The 17,461-nt window shown below is 66.9% G+C and carries 18 protein-coding genes; 12 read left to right on the top strand and 6 right to left on the bottom strand.

From position 1 onward, the window contains the following. Window positions 1–277 precede the first annotated feature (277 nt). Together ON43_RS14670 and ON43_RS14665 are read left to right on the top strand one after the other, a co-directional pair. Window positions 278–838: a DUF4383 domain-containing protein gene (locus tag ON43_RS14670; RefSeq protein WP_157514035.1), complete on the top strand. Its 561-nt coding sequence runs from the start codon at window positions 278–280 to the stop codon at window positions 836–838. Between the two features lie 142 nt (window positions 839–980). After that, the gene (locus tag ON43_RS14665; protein WP_040807849.1) at window positions 981–2,159 is read left to right on the top strand and encodes an NAD(P)/FAD-dependent oxidoreductase; all 1,179 of its coding nucleotides are present in this window, start codon (window positions 981–983) and stop codon (window positions 2,157–2,159) included. A 181-nt stretch (window positions 2,160–2,340) separates the two neighbouring features. Here ON43_RS14665 and ON43_RS14660 read toward each other — a convergent pair whose 3' ends face one another. Continuing rightward, window positions 2,341–4,383, bottom strand: a complete 2,043-nt coding sequence (locus ON43_RS14660) for an MMPL family transporter (protein WP_245568591.1) — start codon at window positions 4,381–4,383, stop codon at window positions 2,341–2,343. Window positions 4,384–4,608: 225 nt separating this feature from the next. After that, complete coding sequence (locus ON43_RS14655) at window positions 4,609–5,040, bottom strand: MarR family winged helix-turn-helix transcriptional regulator (RefSeq protein WP_040807847.1); 432 nt, start codon at window positions 5,038–5,040, stop codon at window positions 4,609–4,611. Window positions 5,041–5,156: 116 nt separating this feature from the next. On the opposite strand from ON43_RS14655, the gene ON43_RS14650 reads away from it, so the two are divergent. Continuing rightward, window positions 5,157–6,284 carry an NADH:flavin oxidoreductase gene (locus ON43_RS14650; RefSeq protein ID WP_040807845.1) on the top strand — a complete coding sequence of 376 codons (1,128 nt, stop codon included), beginning with the start codon at window positions 5,157–5,159 and terminating at the stop codon, window positions 6,282–6,284. Between the two features lie 42 nt (window positions 6,285–6,326). Here the strand turns inward: ON43_RS14650 and ON43_RS14645 are convergent, their stop codons facing one another. Next, entirely contained in the window at window positions 6,327–6,938 is a 612-nt protein-coding gene (locus tag ON43_RS14645) for a TetR/AcrR family transcriptional regulator (protein WP_040807843.1), read from the bottom strand. A 96-nt stretch (window positions 6,939–7,034) separates the two neighbouring features. Here ON43_RS14645 and ON43_RS14640 point away from each other — a divergent pair, with 96 nt between their 5' ends. Together ON43_RS14640 and ON43_RS14635 are read left to right on the top strand one after the other, a co-directional pair. After that, a complete protein-coding gene (locus ON43_RS14640; RefSeq protein ID WP_040807841.1) occupies window positions 7,035–7,697 on the top strand; it encodes a hemerythrin domain-containing protein in 663 nt (220 codons plus the stop codon). Then, the gene (locus tag ON43_RS14635) at window positions 7,694–9,097 is read left to right on the top strand and encodes an MDR family MFS transporter (RefSeq protein ID WP_051178436.1); all 1,404 of its coding nucleotides are present in this window, start codon (window positions 7,694–7,696) and stop codon (window positions 9,095–9,097) included. The genes ON43_RS14640 and ON43_RS14635 overlap by 4 nt, the downstream gene beginning before the upstream one ends. Window positions 9,098–9,112: 15 nt before the next feature. Here the strand turns inward: ON43_RS14635 and ON43_RS14630 are convergent, their stop codons facing one another. Both ON43_RS14630 and ON43_RS14625 read right to left on the bottom strand, forming a co-directional pair. After that, the gene (locus ON43_RS14630) at window positions 9,113–9,925 is read right to left on the bottom strand and encodes an amidohydrolase family protein (protein ID WP_040807839.1); all 813 of its coding nucleotides are present in this window, start codon (window positions 9,923–9,925) and stop codon (window positions 9,113–9,115) included. A gap of 39 nt (window positions 9,926–9,964) precedes the next feature. Continuing rightward, window positions 9,965–10,882 (bottom strand): LysR family transcriptional regulator, encoded by a 918-nt coding sequence (locus ON43_RS14625; RefSeq protein ID WP_040807837.1) that lies wholly within the window; start codon window positions 10,880–10,882, stop codon window positions 9,965–9,967. Between the two features lie 392 nt (window positions 10,883–11,274). Here ON43_RS14625 and ON43_RS14620 point away from each other — a divergent pair, with 392 nt between their 5' ends. The 4 genes from ON43_RS14620 (at window position 11,275) to ON43_RS14605 (ending at window position 14,448) form a co-directional block, all read left to right on the top strand. Next, window positions 11,275–11,820: an HNH endonuclease gene (locus ON43_RS14620; RefSeq protein WP_040808110.1), complete on the top strand. Its 546-nt coding sequence runs from the start codon at window positions 11,275–11,277 to the stop codon at window positions 11,818–11,820. A 63-nt stretch (window positions 11,821–11,883) separates the two neighbouring features. Continuing rightward, complete coding sequence (locus ON43_RS14615) at window positions 11,884–12,150, top strand: WhiB family transcriptional regulator (protein ID WP_040807834.1); 267 nt, start codon at window positions 11,884–11,886, stop codon at window positions 12,148–12,150. Between the two features lie 122 nt (window positions 12,151–12,272). Then, window positions 12,273–13,946 carry a substrate-binding domain-containing protein gene (locus tag ON43_RS14610; protein ID WP_063712555.1) on the top strand — a complete coding sequence of 558 codons (1,674 nt, stop codon included), beginning with the start codon at window positions 12,273–12,275 and terminating at the stop codon, window positions 13,944–13,946. 91 nt (window positions 13,947–14,037) lie between these two features. Continuing rightward, a complete protein-coding gene (locus ON43_RS14605; RefSeq protein WP_040807833.1) occupies window positions 14,038–14,448 on the top strand; it encodes a DUF7144 family membrane protein in 411 nt (136 codons plus the stop codon). A gap of 89 nt (window positions 14,449–14,537) precedes the next feature. Here the strand turns inward: ON43_RS14605 and ON43_RS14600 are convergent, their stop codons facing one another. Then, the gene (locus tag ON43_RS14600; RefSeq protein ID WP_040807832.1) at window positions 14,538–15,431 is read right to left on the bottom strand and encodes an NAD(P)H-binding protein; all 894 of its coding nucleotides are present in this window, start codon (window positions 15,429–15,431) and stop codon (window positions 14,538–14,540) included. Window positions 15,432–15,498: 67 nt separating this feature from the next. On the opposite strand from ON43_RS14600, the gene ON43_RS14595 reads away from it, so the two are divergent. The 3 genes from ON43_RS14595 to ON43_RS14585 all read left to right on the top strand — a co-directional run bounded on the left by ON43_RS14595 (window position 15,499) and on the right by ON43_RS14585 (window position 17,460). Continuing rightward, window positions 15,499–16,308, top strand: a complete 810-nt coding sequence (locus ON43_RS14595) for a LysR family transcriptional regulator (protein WP_040807830.1) — start codon at window positions 15,499–15,501, stop codon at window positions 16,306–16,308. Between the two features lie 55 nt (window positions 16,309–16,363). Continuing rightward, entirely contained in the window at window positions 16,364–16,687 is a 324-nt protein-coding gene (locus tag ON43_RS14590) for a hypothetical protein (protein ID WP_040807827.1), read from the top strand. A gap of 92 nt (window positions 16,688–16,779) precedes the next feature. Continuing rightward, window positions 16,780–17,460 (top strand): DUF2510 domain-containing protein, encoded by a 681-nt coding sequence (locus tag ON43_RS14585; protein WP_157514034.1) that lies wholly within the window; start codon window positions 16,780–16,782, stop codon window positions 17,458–17,460. Window position 17,461 lies beyond the last annotated feature (1 nt).

Genomic DNA, 17,461 nt, shown 5'->3' with positions numbered 1-17,461 from the left:
TCTTACTCCGAGCCCACTCCAAACCGCCTCTCCCACCGGCAAACCGGCCATTCGCCGACCTCCACCCACCGGTCCACCGAACCGATCGACCTCCAGTTACGAAGGCCATCAAGGTACGAGCCGCCTGATCGATGAATACCTCTGCGCTCCAAGGGAAACCCGCGCCATCGAACGACTCCGCCGCCACCCTCTCACTCTTGAAAATTGCCTGTAACGCAATGTCACATGTAGTGTGACTGGGTATGACAAAGAAGTCGTCCAAAGGTGACATGCGGCCGTGGCGCTCGGTGACGAGGCGGCAATGATCCAAACCGGCACTGTGTCACGAGGCGCCCAGAAATGGTGGGAGCCGCTATTCGCCGGTGTCCGCGCCCGGGTGCTGCGCTATGCCACTTCGATCTTCGAGTCTCCTGTCCAGGTAGTTGTTTTCCTGATCGGCGCGTGGTTCACCGCCAACGGCGTGATCGCCTACGGGATCTACCCGGACATGGCTTTCGGCGGACACATGCAGTCCTGCACTATGCGGTTCCTCGGCTTCATCCCGGTCACCGTCAACGGCTGGCACGCACTGTTTCATCTGCTCACCGGAATGGCCGCTCTCGCCCTCGCGCCTTTTCGCAACCGCGCGGTCGGCTACCTGTATGCGTGCGGGCCGTTCTATCTCCTCGTCGCCGCACTCGGATTCATCGGTGGCGACAATGTCCTGCACATGATGGCAGTCGACACCTTCGGCAGCATCGTGCACGCAGTCGAAGCCGTAATCATGCTCGCCGCAGGCACACTCGCCACCCTGGGCGAGCGCCGCTCGTTCCCCGGAACCACCACGGTCACCAGCTAGGAACACGCATCCGGGTCTGTGGCACTCCAACCGCAACGCCGCAACAGGCGGTCGGCGAGATACGGCGAGTTGACTTCCGATCACGTGGCGCACGTCACATCGGGTCGTGTCATATCTCCGCGATCAGCGGTGTCTCGAGGGCATGACTGAACACAACACACACCACAAGGTTGTCGTTATCGGTGGCGGCTACGCCGGCACCGTCGCCGCCAATCGGCTGCGGCTGCGCACCGATGTCGATGTCACGCTCGTGAATCCCCGTCCCACGTTTGTCGATCGACTCCGGTTGCACCAGTTGGTGGCCGGTACCGGCGAGGCGACGATCGATTACGGCACGCTCCTCGGGGAGGACGTCGAATTGGTGGTCGACAGCGCCACCCGCATCGAAACCGCGGCTCGGAAGGTGCGGCTGGTGTCGGGCGGCGCGTTGGACTATGACCATGTCATCTACGCGGTCGGCAGCACCGCCCTGATTCCGTCGGTGTCCGGCGCTGCCGAGTTCGCCTTCCCCATCGCCGAATTCGAGTCCGCGCAGCGGGTGCACGCCAGGTTGGCCGAGTTGCCACTCGATGCTCCGGTCACCGTCGTCGGCGGCGGCGCGACCGGTATCGAGACGGCGGCCGAGCTGGCCGAACAAGGACGTGCGGTCACGCTGGTCTGCGGCGGCACCCTGATGCCGTCGTTGAGTGCGCCGGGTCGCCGCTATGTCGCCAAATGGATGTCGCGGCACGGTGTCGTCGTCCTCGAGGCCGCCAGGGTGGCCGAGGTTCGGCCCGACGCAGTCGTTTTCGCCGACGGCACCGTGCGTCCGAGCGCACTCACCATCTGGACGACAGGCTTCGGAGTCCCGACACTGGCGGCCGACAGCGGGCTGCGCACCGACGCGGTCGGCCGGTTGCTCACCGACGAGACACTGACGAGCATCGACGACGAGCGCATCGTGGCGACCGGCGACGCCGCCGCACCGTCGGGCCAACCCCTGCGGATGAGCGGCCAGGGCGCTGGCCCCCTCGGCGCGCAGGCCGCCAACACCGTCCTGAGCCACATTGCGGGAACCGAACCAGCGCCGATCGACCTGGCCCTGTTGGGAACCTGCGTCAGCCTCGGCCGCCGCGCCGGCATCCGACAGCTCGCCCGCAAAGACGACATCGCGATCAACCTCTACATCGGCGGCCGCGCGGGCGCGAAGATCAAGGAAATGACCTGCAATCTCGGAGTGACCAAAATCCGCCGCGAGGCCAGCAACCCCGGCTCACTGTCCTGGCTCAAAGGCGGCCCACGCCCCGAACAACCCGCCTCCGCCGCGCAACTGACGATGTGACCGCTTCACCAACACTCACGTCTCAACACCTCCCGTCATGGCGCGATGCGGGCGACAGCTCCCGTTTCCAAAGCCGCCCACACCGCGCCAGATGAACACCCCTGTCGGAAAAGAGGTTTGGGGAGACCCCGCCCAGAGTCTCCCCCGGGTGGGGTCTTTCGATGGCGGTGGCCGTGAGCGTTCAGGCGTTCGATTCGGCCAGTTCGGGTTCGGGGCGTTGGGGCTGGGGTTGGCGGGAAAGTGCGCTTGGCCACCAGATTCGGTCGCCGAGGTCGAGGTTGAGGGCGGTTACGAGGATGGAGCGGACTATCAGGGTGTCCAGGAGGACGCCTACGGCGATGACTATGCCCATTTGGGCGAAGGTGACGATGGGCATGGTGGTGAAGACGGCGAAGGTGCCTGCCAGGACCAGGCCGGCGGAGGTGATTACGCCGCCGGTGGCGGAGAGGCCGACCAATGCGCCTCGGCGGGTGCAGAATTGCTTGGCTTCCTCGTGTACTCGGGACATCAGGAAGATGTTGTAGTCGATGCCCAGGGCTACGAGGAATACGAAGGTGATCAGGGGTAATCCGGGGTCGGCGCCGTGGAAGTCGAGTGCGTGGAACAGCAACGTGCTTGCTCCGAGTGCTGCGAAGAAGGATAGAACCACCGTCAACGTCAGGAGCACAGGGGCGAGCAGGGAGCGTAGGAGCAGCATCAGGATTGCCATGACGACCACCAGGACAAGCGGGACGATCACCTTGTTGTCGTGTGACGCAGAGCGTTTGATGTCCAGTTGGATCGCGGTTGTGCCGCCGACCTTGGCATCGGCGCCGTCGACGGCGTGCACTCGTTCGCGCACCCGGTCGATGGTCGCGTCGGCGGCCCGGCTGTCCGGTGCGTCAGCCAGCGTGCCTTCGAGGTATGCGTAGCCATCCTTGGTCACCGCGGGAGTCGCGGACACGATGCCCGGTGTCGCGGCCAGCGCATCCCGAACGGCCTCTGCCCGATCCTTTTTCGCGACCACGACCACCGGGCTGCCGGTGCCGATGTCGAAGTGCTTCTGCATCACCTCGGTGCCGCGCACCGCGTCGACCTTGGTGGTGAACGAGTCCTGGCCCGCGACCCCGTTGGTGTCGAGCCCGGTCATGCCGAATGCCAAGGCCACCAACGCCAATCCGGTGACCGCCCACACGACCCGCGGTCGCATCGCGACGAAATTGCCTATCCGAGCCCATATTCCGGTCGCGGTGTGATCCTCGGTGCCGAAGTTCGGGTGCCGCGGCCAGAAGATCCATCGACCGGCGATGACCAGCAGGGCGGGCAGCAGCGTCAGCATCGCGAGTTGACCCACGGCGATGCCGATCGCGGCGACCGGCCCGATCCCCGCGGTGGAATTCAGTTCCGCCACAAGCAATGTCAGCATCGCGATGATCACGGTGGCACCGCTGGCCAGCACCGCGGGCCCGGCCCGATGCAGCGCGACGGCCATCGCCTCGTGCTTGTCCTCGTGCCGTCGCAACTCCTCCCGATACCGCGCTATCAGCAGCAGCGCATAGTCGGTTCCGGCGCCGAACACCAGGATCATCAGGATCGCCGCACTCTGCGCGTTCACCGTCAATCCCAGCTTGGTAGCGCCGAATACGGCGCTCTGGGCAATGGTCAACGCGACGGCCGCCGCGATGATCGGCAGCAGCCACAGCATCGGGCCGTAGGTCACCAACAGGACCACGATCACAACCGCACCCGCGGAATACAGCAGCATTCCATCGATGCCCTTGAACGCCTGCCCGAACTCCGCCGCGTAACCGGCCGGACCGGTCGGCAGGAACGAGAGCCCGTCCGGCCGCTCCCCCGCCGCGTTCTTCAGGGCTTTCACGGTGTCCGCCAACTGATTCCAGCCGCCGGTCCCCATTCGAATCGGCACCACCGTCTCGAGCGCCTGGCCGTCCTTGGCGACGATCGGCCCGAGCACCTTCTCCCCGACGACATGGTTCACCGACCTGAACTTCGCCGCATCGGCCTCGGCGACGGCCTTGTCCGCGTCGGTAATGCCTTCGGGTCGCTCATAGACGATCACCACCGGCGCTTCGTCGGCGTTGCCGAACGGTTCGGCGAGATGATAGGCCTGCGTGGACTCGGCCCCACCGGGAAGCCATGCCACATTGTCGTTCTTCTGCGCACCGGTGAGCTGCTGCGCGAATGCCGCCAACGCGATGAACGCGATGACCCACACCCCCACCACAACCCACTTGCTGCGACGGCCACTCGGAATTCTGGACAATCGACCTAATAAGTCGGTCATATCGGGATCAGTCGGCGCAGACATACGCCCCCCTGTCAGTCATATGGACGATGACGCGAATAACTATGGTCGCCACCGACTCTCACCGCATCCGGGGAAACCCTGAGCGTTTGGTCACAGCGTCGCCGCAGGCACGCAGCGAGCCGAGTCTGCGAACTACTGGTGCTATTCGGGGCGGGAGAGGAAGGCTCGTTTCAGCAAGGCGCACAACTGAGCCCGCTCCTCGGAGTCGAGTCTGTTCAATCCGTCGCGGGTGGTGTGCATCTTCGCGCGGATCGCGTCCGAGAGCTGCTCGCCCTCCGGCGTGATGACGAGGTTGGTGACGCGGCGGTCCGAGGCGCTGGGCTCGCGGCGGACGAAGCCGCGCTTCTCCAGTCGGTCGATGATGCCGGTGACATTGGAGGCGTCGCAGGCCATGATCTCGGCCAGTGCGCGCATGGCGATCGGGCCCCTGCGCAACACGGTCAGGGTTTTGCCCTGCATCGCGGTGAGATTTTCGCTCGCGGCCGCCGCGGTGAAGTCCCCGTAGTAGACGCCGAGCGAGAGCGAGAGCAACTCCATGAGCTGGGCGGTGTCGGTGCGGGGAGCGGCGGCCATGGGAATCAGCCTATCCGCAGATACTTGACTACCTCAAGCATCTGCGGTTAGCGTCGGGTCGCATTGCTTGAAGTTCTCAACCATCCACATTGACAAATAACTCCGAGGAGCGACCCGTGACCGTCACCGTTTCCGATGTGTCCCGCGCGGCCAGCCTGCTGTCACGCCCCATCACGCTGAACGGGCTGACCGTCCCGAATCGCATTGTGATGGCGCCGATGACGCGCATGTTCTCCCCCGGCGGCATTCCCGGCGACGATGTCCGGTCCTACTACGCCCGCCGCGCGGCCGCGGGTGTCGGCCTGATCGTCACCGAGGGCACCTACGTCGGCCACGAGTCCGCCGGGCAGAGCGATCGGGTGCCGCGGTTCCACGGTGACGAGCAGCTGGCTGGCTGGGCCAAGGTGGTCTCGGACGTGCACGCGGCGGGCGGCACGATCATGCCGCAGCTCTGGCACATCGGCATGGTCCGCAATCACGGTGAGCCGCCCTTCGCCGACGCCCCCGCGGTCGGCCCGTCCGGTATTCGCGTCGACGGCACCGAGGGCACGGGCAAGGCGATGACCCAGCGTGACCTCGATGACGTCATCGCCGCGTTCGCCGAGGCCGCCGCGGCCGCCGAGCGCATCGGATTCGACGGCGTCGAACTGCACGGCGCGCACGGCTACCTGCTCGATCAGTTCCTCTGGGAGCGGACGAACCGCCGAACCGATTCCTACGGAGGCGATTCCGTCGCCCGCACGAAGTTCGCGGCCGAGATCGTGGCGGCGGTCCGCGCGGTGGTCTCCCCCGAGTTCCCGGTGATCTTCCGCTACTCCCAGTGGAAGCAGGAGGCCTACGACGCCCGGCTCGCGCAAACCCCGCAGGAACTCGAGGCGATCCTGTCCCCGCTCGCCGCCGCCGGTGTCGACGCCTTCCACGCTTCCACCCGCCGCTATTGGATCCCCGAATTCGAGGGCTCGGACCTGAATTTGGCCGGCTGGACCAAGAAGCTCACCGGCAAAACGACAATCAGCGTCGGCTCGGTCGGCCTCGACGGCGACTTCCTGCGCGCCTTCGCCGGCCAGGGCGCTCCCCTCGGGAGCCTCGACAATCTCCTCGACCGCCTGGAGCGCGATGAATTCGACCTGGTCGCCGTGGGCCGGGCGCTGCTTCAGGATCCGGAATGGGCGGCCAAGGTCCTCGCGGGCCGAATCGACGAGCTGAAGCCCTACGACGCCGCGGCCCTGAAGTCCCTGAGCTAGGCACCGATCGATTGATCGAATCGCGTTCCGAACCAACGAGATTCAGGCGTCCGGCCCGAGGACGGTCGCCGCGAGGCCGGCGATCACCGGTACCGCGTCGAGCAGGTCACCGTCGGGTCCGACCATGGTGTCGAATGTTTCGAAGCTGGTGAGGGCCAGCAGGATTCGCACCTGCTGATCGATATCTTCCGCTGCGGCGCCGCCGTCGGCGAAGGGCGCGGCCAATACCAGCAAACCTTCGCGGCGGCGGTCGTCGCGGGCGGTGATGACCGCATGGACGTCGGTGTCGAGGGCGGCCAGGGCGCGTAGGCGGCGCATGGCAGGGCGGTCGGCCTGCCAGAAGCGGGCGAAGCAGGTGATGAATTCGGTAAGGGCGGCTAGGGGTTCGGGGTTGGTGAAGGCTTTGACCAGTTCGGAGAGGCCGCCCGCGACGCCGAGGTCGTCGCAGACCGCTTCCAGCAGACCGGTTTTCGATTTGAACTGGTAGTAGACCGTGGCACGTGCGACGTCCGCGCGCTTGGCCACCGCGTCCAGTGTGAAACCGGTGTAACTGTCGGACTCACCCAGCAACGACCTGGCGGCATCGAGAACCTGTCGGCGACTCAGCTCGACCTGCGCGGTGCGCTTTCCAAGGTTGTACTGGCGTGGGCTCATGGCCTTGACAGTACCCGGTGCGGGTGATTTATTCATACAGACAGTCTAACTAAATTCAATCGTCGCGGATCACCGTGCGGCGAAAGGACATTGGTCATGAACGAGCACAGACCGACCACGACCATCGACTTCTTCGGCATGTACCTGGCCCACGACGCTTGCATGCGCGACCTGGTCCGCCTCTCGTCCGCCGTCGCCGCGGGCCGCCTCGCCGAGCCTTCGGTGGCGATCGGATGGGAGACGTTCCGCCGCCAACTCGACCGGCATCACAGCACCGAGGACGCCGCGCTGTGGCCGCTGGTGCGCGCCGCTGTCGCCGATCCGGCGGACCTGGCGATTCTCGATGAGATGGAGGCCGAGCACGAGGGCATCGAGGACCTCCTGGGCAAGGTGGAGTTCGGCATCGCCAATTCCGCGGGCGGCCCGGGATTGCGGTCCGATGTCGACGCCCTCGCCGCGGCCCTCGACACGCATTTCACCCATGAGGAGCAGGTGGCCCTGCCGCTCATCGATCGCACCGTCGGCGGCCCCGGCTGGGCGGCCTTCGGCGCGGAAATGCGCAAACGCAACGGACTTCGCGCCGTGACCGAGTACCTGCCGTGGGCGCTGGACGACGCGCCCGCCGCAGCCCAGGCCAAGATGCTCGACTTCCTGCCCGCCCCGATCCGCGCTCTCTACCGCTACGTGCTGAAACCTCGCTACACCCGCGCGCGCCGCGGCTGGCTGCAGGCCGATGAGCGCGCGGAGCAAGACAAATGACGCGGGCACCCACCACCTCGGCGGACCTCGACCCGGCCCTGCGCAAGCTGGTGCTCGTGGTGGTGCTGGGCGCGATCATGACCATCCTCGACACCACGATCACCAGTGTCGCCGTGAACACCCTTGGCACCCGGTTCCATTCACCGCTCACGACGGTGCAATGGGTGCTGACCGGATACACCCTCGCGCTGTCGGCCAGCATCCCGCTGTCGGGCTGGGCGATCGTGCGATTCGGCCCGAAGACCATGTGGATCGCCTCGCTGTTGCTGTTCATCACCGGGTCGGTCCTGTGCGGACTGGCCTGGAACATCTTCGCGCTCAACATGTTCCGACTACTGCAGGGCTTCGGGGCGGGCATGGTCATGCCGATCGGGCAGACCATGCTGGCCCGCGCCGCCGGGCCGGAGCGGATGGGCCGCGTCATGAGCGCGGTCGCGGTACCGGCCATGCTCGCCCCGGTGCTCGGCCCGACGGTCGGCGGTCTGATCCTCGGCCACCTGTCGTGGCGGTGGATGTTCTACATCAACGTCCCGTTGTGCGCGATCGCGGTCCTCGCCGCCATTCGCGTGCTACCGCCCGACCGGGTCCGCGACCGCACCGCGCGCCTGGACCTTCCCGGATTGGCTCTGCTGTCCCCGGGTTTGGGTGCGCTGGTGTACGGCACCTCGCAGGCGGGCGGCGGAACGAGCCCCACCGACATCCGGGTCGTGGCCGGTGTACTGACCGGACTCGTGCTGGTCGGCGGCTACGCCGTCCATGCCCTGCGCAGAGGCGACACCGCGCTGGTCGACGTCGGACTGCTGCGAGACCGGAATTTCGCCGCCGTCAACGCGATGATGTTCGTCTATATCGCCACCCTGTCCGGACTGACAGCGCTACTGCCGCTGAACTTTCAGACCGTTCACGGCGACAGCCCGTTGCGCTCGGGAGCGCTGGTCGCGCCGCTCGGCATCGGCGCGATCGCGACCACGGTGCTCACCGGCAAGCTCAGCGACAGGTACTCCCCCAGGCTGCTGATCCTCTCCGGTCTCCCCGTCGTGCTGGTGGGCCTGCTCGGTCTCATCCGGATCGGATCGGCAGGCGATATCCCGGTCGCCGCAACACTGTTCGTGATCGGTCTCGGGCACGGCATGGTCATGCCCGCGGCCATGGGCGCCAGCTACCGCACCCTGCGGCACTCCGAAATCCCCTCGGCCACGACCGCTACCAATGTCGGCATCCGCGCGGGCAGCTCTTTCGGCGTGGCAGCGCTGCTGGTGCTGTTGCAACGCTACCTCGACCATCGCCCACCCGATGCCCACGCGTTCACCCAAACATATTGGTGGGCACTGATGTTCGGCGCTGTCGCGGTCCTGCCGGCGCTGATGCTGCCGCGCCACCGACAACCCACAGCCCCGTAGCGACCCGCCGTTCGGCTACAACGCGAAGATCCGGCGGGCGTTCGCGTCCAGGTACCGAGTGCGGGTTTCGTCGTCCAGGCCCAGCGCGTCCAGACCGTCGAGGGCGTGCTGGGGGAAGATCATCGGGTAGTTGGTGCCGAAGAGGACCTTGTGGCTGCCGGTGCCGGTCTTCATGAACGAAACGAGTTCGGGGGGAAGGCGTTTGGTGGTGTAGGCCGAGGTGTCGATCACCACGTTGGGGTGTTTGCGGGCTACGGCGATCATTTCCTCGGTCCAGGGGTAGCCGATGTGGCCACAGACGATCGTCAGTTCCGGGAAGTCGAGGGCCACCTGGTCGATGTAGGGGATGGGCCGACCGGTTTCGGAGGGGCGGAGCGGGCCGGTGTGGCCGACCTGGGTGCAGAAGGGAATGCCGAGGTCCACGCACGCGGCGAACAGCGGGTAGAACCGGCGGTCGGTGGGTGGGGTCTCCCAGAGCCAGGGCAGCACTCGCAGCGCCTTGAACCCCTGGTCCTCGACCCGGTGACGCAACTCGCGCACCGCGTCCATGGGGTGGCGCAGATCCACCGAGGCAATACCGGAGAGGCGGTCGGGTGCTTCGGAAACCCATTCGGCCACTTCGTCATTGGAGATGAGCACGCCCTCCGGTGCGGTCCAGGCCGACAACAGGGTGTGATCGACGCCGGCCGCGTCCATGACGGCCAGCGTCGACTTCAGAGGGATCTCGCCGGTCGGGATTTCCGTGCCGGACCAACGGCGCAGGGAGGCGAACATGTCGTGGGCGAGAAAGCGAGCGGTGGGGTGCTGGGCCCAGGCGTCGACGGTCATCTGCGCGTGCTCCTTCGCGTGGCGGGCGGATGTCTCCCATCATGCCGAGGCGAGCGCGGCGAGCTCCTCCGATTCCACACATTCCAGGAAGGCGGCCACGGCCGGATTCTGTTCCTCCGCCCGCCACACCGCATACAAATCCAGAGTGGGTACCGGATCGAGAAGTTTGACCGCGACCGAATTGCTGCCGGGCGCACCCATTCCCATGGAAATCGCGCGCGGCAGCGAGGCGAACCCGACCATCGGCCGCACCGACACCATGTGCGCCGTCGCACCCGGATCATCGGCGTGATGGGCCACGTTGAGCGTGATCCGCGTCTGCGCCGCGGCCCGGAAGATGGTGTCGTACATGGCCGGACACTGCTCGCGCGCGAACAGCACGCAATCCTGCCCCTGTAGCTCCGCGAACGGCACGCCCGGGCGGTCGGCCCAGCGATGTCTTCGCCCGACCACCGCCACCAGCGGCACCCGGTGCAGCAGCCGCCGATAGCGGAATTCCGCCGTGCTCGGATGCCCGTACACCAGGGCGATATCGAGGGAGCCGTCCGAGAGCGCCGCCAGCTGCGGCCCGGTCCGCTTCTCCCACAACGACACCACGATGTCGGGATGCCGCTCGGTCATCCGCACCAGCGTGTCCGGCAGCACATGCCGGCTCGCGGGCAGGTTGTAGCCGATGGCCAGACTGCCCGACCGCCCCTCGGCGGTGGCCTTGGCCGCCCGCGCCGCCCGCTCCATCTGGGCGACGATCTGGCGGGCCTGTAACTCGAACTCGCGTCCGGCCGCGGTCAGCCGAACCTCGTGGGAATTCCGGGCGACCAGCTGGACCCCGAGTGACTTCTCCAGCTTCTGCAACTGTGCGCTGAGACTGGGCTGCGTGAGGTGGAGGCGCTGCGCTGCGCGGCCGAAGTGCAACTCTTCGGCAATCGTGATGAACGAAACGAGATGTCGGAACTCCATGACGCCAGGCTCCTTCCGAGTGACTCTCACGGTAGCGGCGGCAAATAACCGATGATGAATCGCGACCGCACAGCCACCCCCGGTTCGGTTGCTACACAGTGAACCCCCGATGTGATTCCCGTCTCCCCGGAACAAGTCGGGGCGCTCGTTCGTTGTCTGTCTACGGGGGAGAAATCCGCTCGCACACGGCATGGCCGTTGTGCCACCATGTGTTTCACCGAAGATCACCCGACCGCCACGGTCGTGACCAGCAGGAAAGGAGGAGACGGCTTGAGTACCAAGCGCACACCACGCGGCAACGACCGGTCCATCGGCCGTCTCCAGGCCCGCGCGTAGACCCCGGCCCCTTCTTTCTTTCCTGTCGTTCCCTTTCACGAAACATGGTGACCCCCATGCTGTTCCGTCATGCCGAAGACCCGGAGATAACCACCGACAACTGGATACACGCCGGAGTGCTGCTGCTCAACGCCTCCTACGAGGCGCTGACCACGATCCGCGCCGACCGTGCCGTGGTGCTGCTGCTCAGCGGTGCCGCCGAGACGGTCACCGATCGCACGCCGCACTTCCCGGTCCGCTCGAAGCACCTGGAGCTGGCGCTGCCGGAAACCATCCGGCTGCACCGCTACATCTACCTCGAGCACCGGATCCTCGTGCACGACGACGACAGCCGCGCGACCCTGCCCGCGATTCTGCGGCGTGATCGTTACCGCTGCGGGTACTGCAACGGCTGGGCACGCACCGTCGACCACATCCGCCCGCGGTCCAAGGGCGGGCCCAACACCTGGGCCAACCTGATCGCCGCGTGCGGTCCCTGCAATACCTACAAGGCGGACCGGACTCCGGAGGAGGCCGGGATGCGCCTGCTGTGGGAGCCCAAGGCGCCCAACGACAGAGAGCGGGCGCAGCGCCAGGTCTGGAAGGAACTGGCCGCCTCGTGAACCGAATCGACTGAACAGAAGTAATCCATCACGCGTGATCGGACATGAAAGGAGCGAGATCCGATGACGAACACTGCACTTCGGGAGCCGACCCTGGCGGATCTGCTCCCCATCTCCGACTCGAAGGACTACTGGCAGCACGCGGCCTGCAAGGGCGACCCGAACCACGAGGCGTGGTTCCCGTACCCCTCGCAGGACTTCGACTACGCGCGCTCGATCTGCGAGTCCTGCCCGATCCGCCGCGAATGCGGTGACTTCGCCTCGCGTACCGGCCAGTCCGGTGTCTGGGGCGGCCACGAGTACGACCGCGGCAAGATGATTCGCGATTGACGAATCCGCGTGACGGCGGCCACTTCTGCGGGGTGGCCGCCGTTTCCGTTCCGTGCCGGTCGGATTGCGCGTAACCGGCTGGTACACGTGGTGACCTGGTGGTCATCATAGGATGGTCGATCGTGGGTACTCATCGCGCCGCGGGCGGGTCACGAGGTGTCAGCAAGGGACCAGTTATCGCAATCGCCGCGGTGATCGTGCTAGCGCTGGCCGTCGTCGGCTGGGCTTGGTTATCGGATCGGTCCAAGGAGCGCGACACCCGTGCGGCCGCTTCCTGCGTCGAGGGCACCGCGACCCTGAATGTCACCGTCGATCCCGACATCCTCACCCCCGTCAAATCCGCCGCCGACCGCTTCAACTCCACCAAGCCGCACGTCCGCGACCACTGCGCGCAGGTCAGCGTCACGGCCCAGCCGTCGGCCGCCATGGTCGCGGGCTTCACCTCCGGCAAGCCGTGGGATCCGGCGCTGGGCCCGCAGCCCGGGCTCTGGATTCCGGAGTCCACCCGTTCGGTCGAGCAGATGCGGGTGCCGGGCCTGATCGCCGGGACCCCCGCGCCGATCGCCGTGAGTCCTATTTCTCTCGCGGTCCCCGATGAACTTCGCACCGCCCTGGAAACCGGCAAGGTCCACTGGGCGGATCTGCCGAAGCTGCAGAGCGGTTCACTCGCCGATATCGGGCTCGCGCCCTGGGGCAAGCTGCGCCTGGCCCTGCCCGCGGGCGACGCCTCGCTCGCGGTCGCCTCCGCGGTCGGGTCGGGTGTCTCCGGCACCGATCCCCTCGACGCGAAGGCGGTCGCCACCGGTCAGGTCGTCTCGGCCATCTCGAACCTGGCCGCATCCGCACCCGCGGCGAAGGATACCGCCACCGCGCTCACCGACCTCGCCGCCAACACCCAGGCGAACGCGCCTGTGCACGCCGTGCCGGCCACCGAGCAGCAGATCCGCGCCCGCAACGGCCTGACCGCCTTCCGCCCCGACGGCGCGGGCCCGGTCGCCGACTATCCGGCCGCCCAGCTCACCGGTTCCTGGGTGGACGCGACCCAGAATCTGGTCGCGAGCCTGTTCTCCGATTTCCTGCGCGCCCCCGACCAGTCGAAGCTGTTCACCGACAACGGTTTCGGCGCCGCTCCCCCGGCGACCACCCCGGTGCCGGCGAAAGCGGTGCTGGACAAGGTGAATCAGATCCTCGCCCACCCGGTGCTCGGCGTGCAGGCGACCGTGCTGCTCGACGTCTCCTCGTCCATGACCGCCGCCGAGGGTTACGGCACCCGGCTCGCGAATGCCGTTGCGGCACTGGAGTCCACGATGGGCGTGATGCCGCCGGAGTTCGGGCTCGGCGTGTGGGAGTACTCGAAGAATCTCGACGGCAACAACCCCTACAAGGTGGTGACCGCGACCGCGCCGCTCAGCAACGACCAGCGGGCGGCCATCAGCCAGGGCCTGACCACCGTCACCGCCAGTCCGTCCAAGCCGGACCGCACCTATCCGACCCTCGAGGCGGCCTACAAGAACGTCCTGGCCAACTACGCGACGGCGCGCACCAATTCGATTCTGCTGATCACCGACGGCCCGGAGGACGATTCCCCCATCACCGGCGATCAGCTGCTCGCCGATATCGCCGCCGCGACCGACCCGGCCCATCCGGTGCGCGTCGACGTCATCGTGGTCGGCGGCGCGGGCACTCAGACCCTGCAAACCCTGAGCCAGCGCACCGGCGGCACATACACCAAGGTCGGCACCACCGCCGATCTCCCGTTCGGAACCGCTGTCTCACAGGCGCTCACCACGCCGTGACCCCCAGTCCGACGAGTGTGCGGAAATCCCCACCGCAACACGTCGGTATCGGTTGTCCGATTAGCCAGCAAACCCGTGGCATATTCGGCGAATGGCACACAGTACCGGTCCTGAACCGACATTGAAGCAGGGCTTGGCAGCCGGAACATCGATCGCGGCGGGCATTCTGCTCATCGTGATCGGTGTGCTCTCGGTCCTGCAGGGCATCTCCGCGGTCGCCTCGGACGACCTGCTGGTAGTCGGCTACGACTACATCTACAAGCTGAACACCACCGGCTGGGGCTGGATCCACATCGTCCTCGGCGTCATCGAGATCTGCGTGGCCATCGGCCTGCTCATGGGCACCACCTGGGGTCGCACCGCGGCCATCATCCTGGCGGCGCTCTCGATCGTCGAGAACTTCCTCTGGATCCCGTACTACCCGGCCTGGTCGCTGCTCATCATCGCGCTGGACGTCGTGGTGATCTGGGCCATCGCGGCCTACAAGCCCGCGTCGAGCTAGACTCCGGCACCACAGAAAGCGCCCCACCGGTTCCCGGAACCGGTGGGGCACTTCGTTATTGGCCAACGCTCAGCGCGATCGGCTATCGCTCAGACGCCGACCGCCGGTGCGAGGGTCTGCTCGCACCACTCCCGGAAGGTGGTCGGGCTGGCGGTCGCCTCGGTGCGCGGGACGGCGTCGTCGAGGCCGCTCTCCTTGGCGCGCATCATGTCGACGAAGGCGGTGGCCATCGCCTCGCTGGTACCGCGCGCGGTCAGCGTGGCACGGCAGTCGTCGAGGGACTGCCATTGGTAGCCGATCGGGCGGCCGAGCACCTCGGACATGGTGTGCGCCAGGTCATTCGGCGCGAGATCCTCCGGTCCCAGCACCGGCACCTCACCCGTTCCGGTCCAGGAGCGGTCGAGCAGCAGGCGGGCCGCGGCCGCGGCGATATCGCGGGTGGCGACCATCGGCGCGGCACGGTCGGGGGCCACGGTTCCGGTGAACACGCCGGTCTCGCGGATCGAAATCGCCTGCCACAGAAGGTTGTCCATGAACGAGGGATTCGTGAGCGCCCGAAAGGCCACGCCCGTACTCGCGATGAGGTCGTCCATGGCGAGCGACGCCGTCACGTGCCCGGCCCGATCGGCGAACGGCGTGCCGCGGCCCAGCGCCGAGACGCCGACGACATGGCCGACCCGATGTTTGGTGAACGCCTTCGCGGCCGCGGCGGTGAAGCCGGAGAACGGGGCGTCCTGGGTCGGGGCGGAGGGGTCGGGCGGGACGAGCCAGAAGACGGCGTCCGCGCCGGCGAAGGCCCGGTCCACGACATCGGCGTCACCGTGCGATCCGGTGACGATGTCGACGCGGGAGCGGACCGCCTCCGGCAGCCTGGCGGGATCGCGCACGATGACGCGCAATTCCTCACCGCGAGTGGCGGTTTCGAGCAGGATCTCCAGCAGCCGGCTGCCGATGTGACCGGTGGGGGCGGTAATGACGATCATGCTTCGAGTCTGGTGAGCCCACGACGCGACGTCCAAGACCCTTTCCATCGATTGATACCGTGAAGGTATGGATCTGGATCTGCGCAAGCTCCGCTACTTCGCCGCCGTGGCCGAGCACCGCCACTTCGGCCGGGCCGCGGAGCAGCTCTACATCGCCCAGCCCGTGCTGAGCCGCCAGATCAAGGCCTTCGAACAGGAACTGGACTGCGCGCTGCTCGTGCGCACCACTCGCAATGTGGAGCTGACGGCCGCGGGCAGGCAGCTCTACGAGGAAGCGCAGAGCATCCTCGCCGCCGTCGATGCCGCGGTGCAACGCGTCCAGCGCGCCGACCGCGGCGCGCGACGGCTGGTCATCGCCTTCTCCCCCGGCCTGCGGATCTCCGAAGCCATCCGCGAATTCGCCGCCCTCCACCCCGACATCGATACCGACATAGTCCCCGCCCGCTGGTGGGAACGAGACACTCCACTTCGCGACGGCCGCGCCCAAATCGGTTACCTCCGCAGACCTTTCGACGACACCGGCATGCGCACCATCCCCGTGGGCCTCGATCCCAGGGTGGCCTGCATGCCCACCACCCACCCACTCGCCGCACGCGACTCCCTCACCGAAGCCGACCTCGACGGCGAACAGATCCTCGACTTCGCCAACCGCCGCACGGCCTCCCTGGAGGAGAAATTCGAGCTGATCGCCTCCGGCCAGGGTCTGGCCCTGGTCCCCTTGAGCCTGGCCCGCGCCTACACCCGCCCCGATGTGGTCCATCACGTCGTCACCGACGCCCCCGCCTTGGAAACCTGCCTGGTCCTCCCCTCCGGCCACCCCGATAAACTCGTCCGAGACTTCCTCGACACAGCCCTGACCACCCTGCGCCCCGTGTGACCATGAGGTTCGCATCAAGTGAGATCGTTCCCGCCAACCGCAAGGGAGTGAATTCATGAGCATCGCCGTCAATCAGCTGACCAACCCCGCCGTACGGGCATTCGTCGACGCGCTCAACTCCGGAGACCGCAGCGCATTCGCCGCAACCCTCACGCCCGGAGTGACCATGTCCGACGATGGCTCGGACCGCGACGTCGACGACTGGACCGAGCGCGAGATCTTCTCCTCGGGAGGCCACATGGACGTCGAGTCGCAATCCGACGACGGCCTCGCCCTGATCGCCAACTACCGCAACGACACCTGGGGCGCGATGCGCACCGCATGGCGCTTCACCATCACCGGTGGCAAGGTCAGCCGCTTCGAAACCGGCCAGGCATAGCATCGGGTCCGCGACTCGATCGATGACCGGGTGATGTTTTCCCACCCCTGCGGTGGGTGGGGCCGCAGGCCCGGGATTCCTACCCTGAGGGCATGACGCAACCGCTTCCGCCCGCGGGCTGGTATCCCGAGCGCGGCGTTCTCCGGTTCTGGGATGGCTATCGATGGACCGAACGCAGCCAACCGCTGCCCGTGAGAACCACGGCGACGCAGCAGGTTTCGGACGATCCGCGGCTGCTCCGGGAACGGGCGCTGGTGTTTCGGCACAAGGCGGAATTGATCGAGCATCACGGCTGGAGCATCGTCGACGGCGACGGGTCGGCGGTGGGGTCGCTGGTGCCGATCGGGGCGAAAACGCTGGAGCGGCTGGCCGGTTCGAATGTCGAACTTCGCGACGAGCATGACGCACTCGTCCACACGATCACCGAGGGCGTCGTCCGGTTCAAGGCCGTCACGCGCATCGACGGGCTCGGCAAGATCACCCAGGGCTGGTCGGCGACAGGCAAGTTCACAATTACCGACGAGGACGATCGGCTGGTCGCCACGGTCCAATGCACCGGCTCGAGATCGACCCGATTCCTCGTCCGCGATGCCGACGGCGCACAGATCGGCACCATCGACTACAAGGTGGTGCCCCTCAACCGCATTCTGATCGACCGATACGAGATGTGGGTCCACCTCGACCACCCACTCACCGATCCCCTGACGAGCCTCGTTCTCGCGACCGTCCCCCGCACCTACCGCGCCATCCGCTCCCGCACCACGGGAGCCTGAC

It is taken from the genome of Nocardia concava NBRC 100430 (genome assembly GCF_000308815.1).
Classification (GTDB): Bacteria; Actinomycetota; Actinomycetes; order Mycobacteriales; family Mycobacteriaceae; genus Nocardia; species Nocardia concava.
Note: the sequence above shows the minus strand (reverse complement) of the source record. Positions and strands in the feature narration are given on the sequence as shown.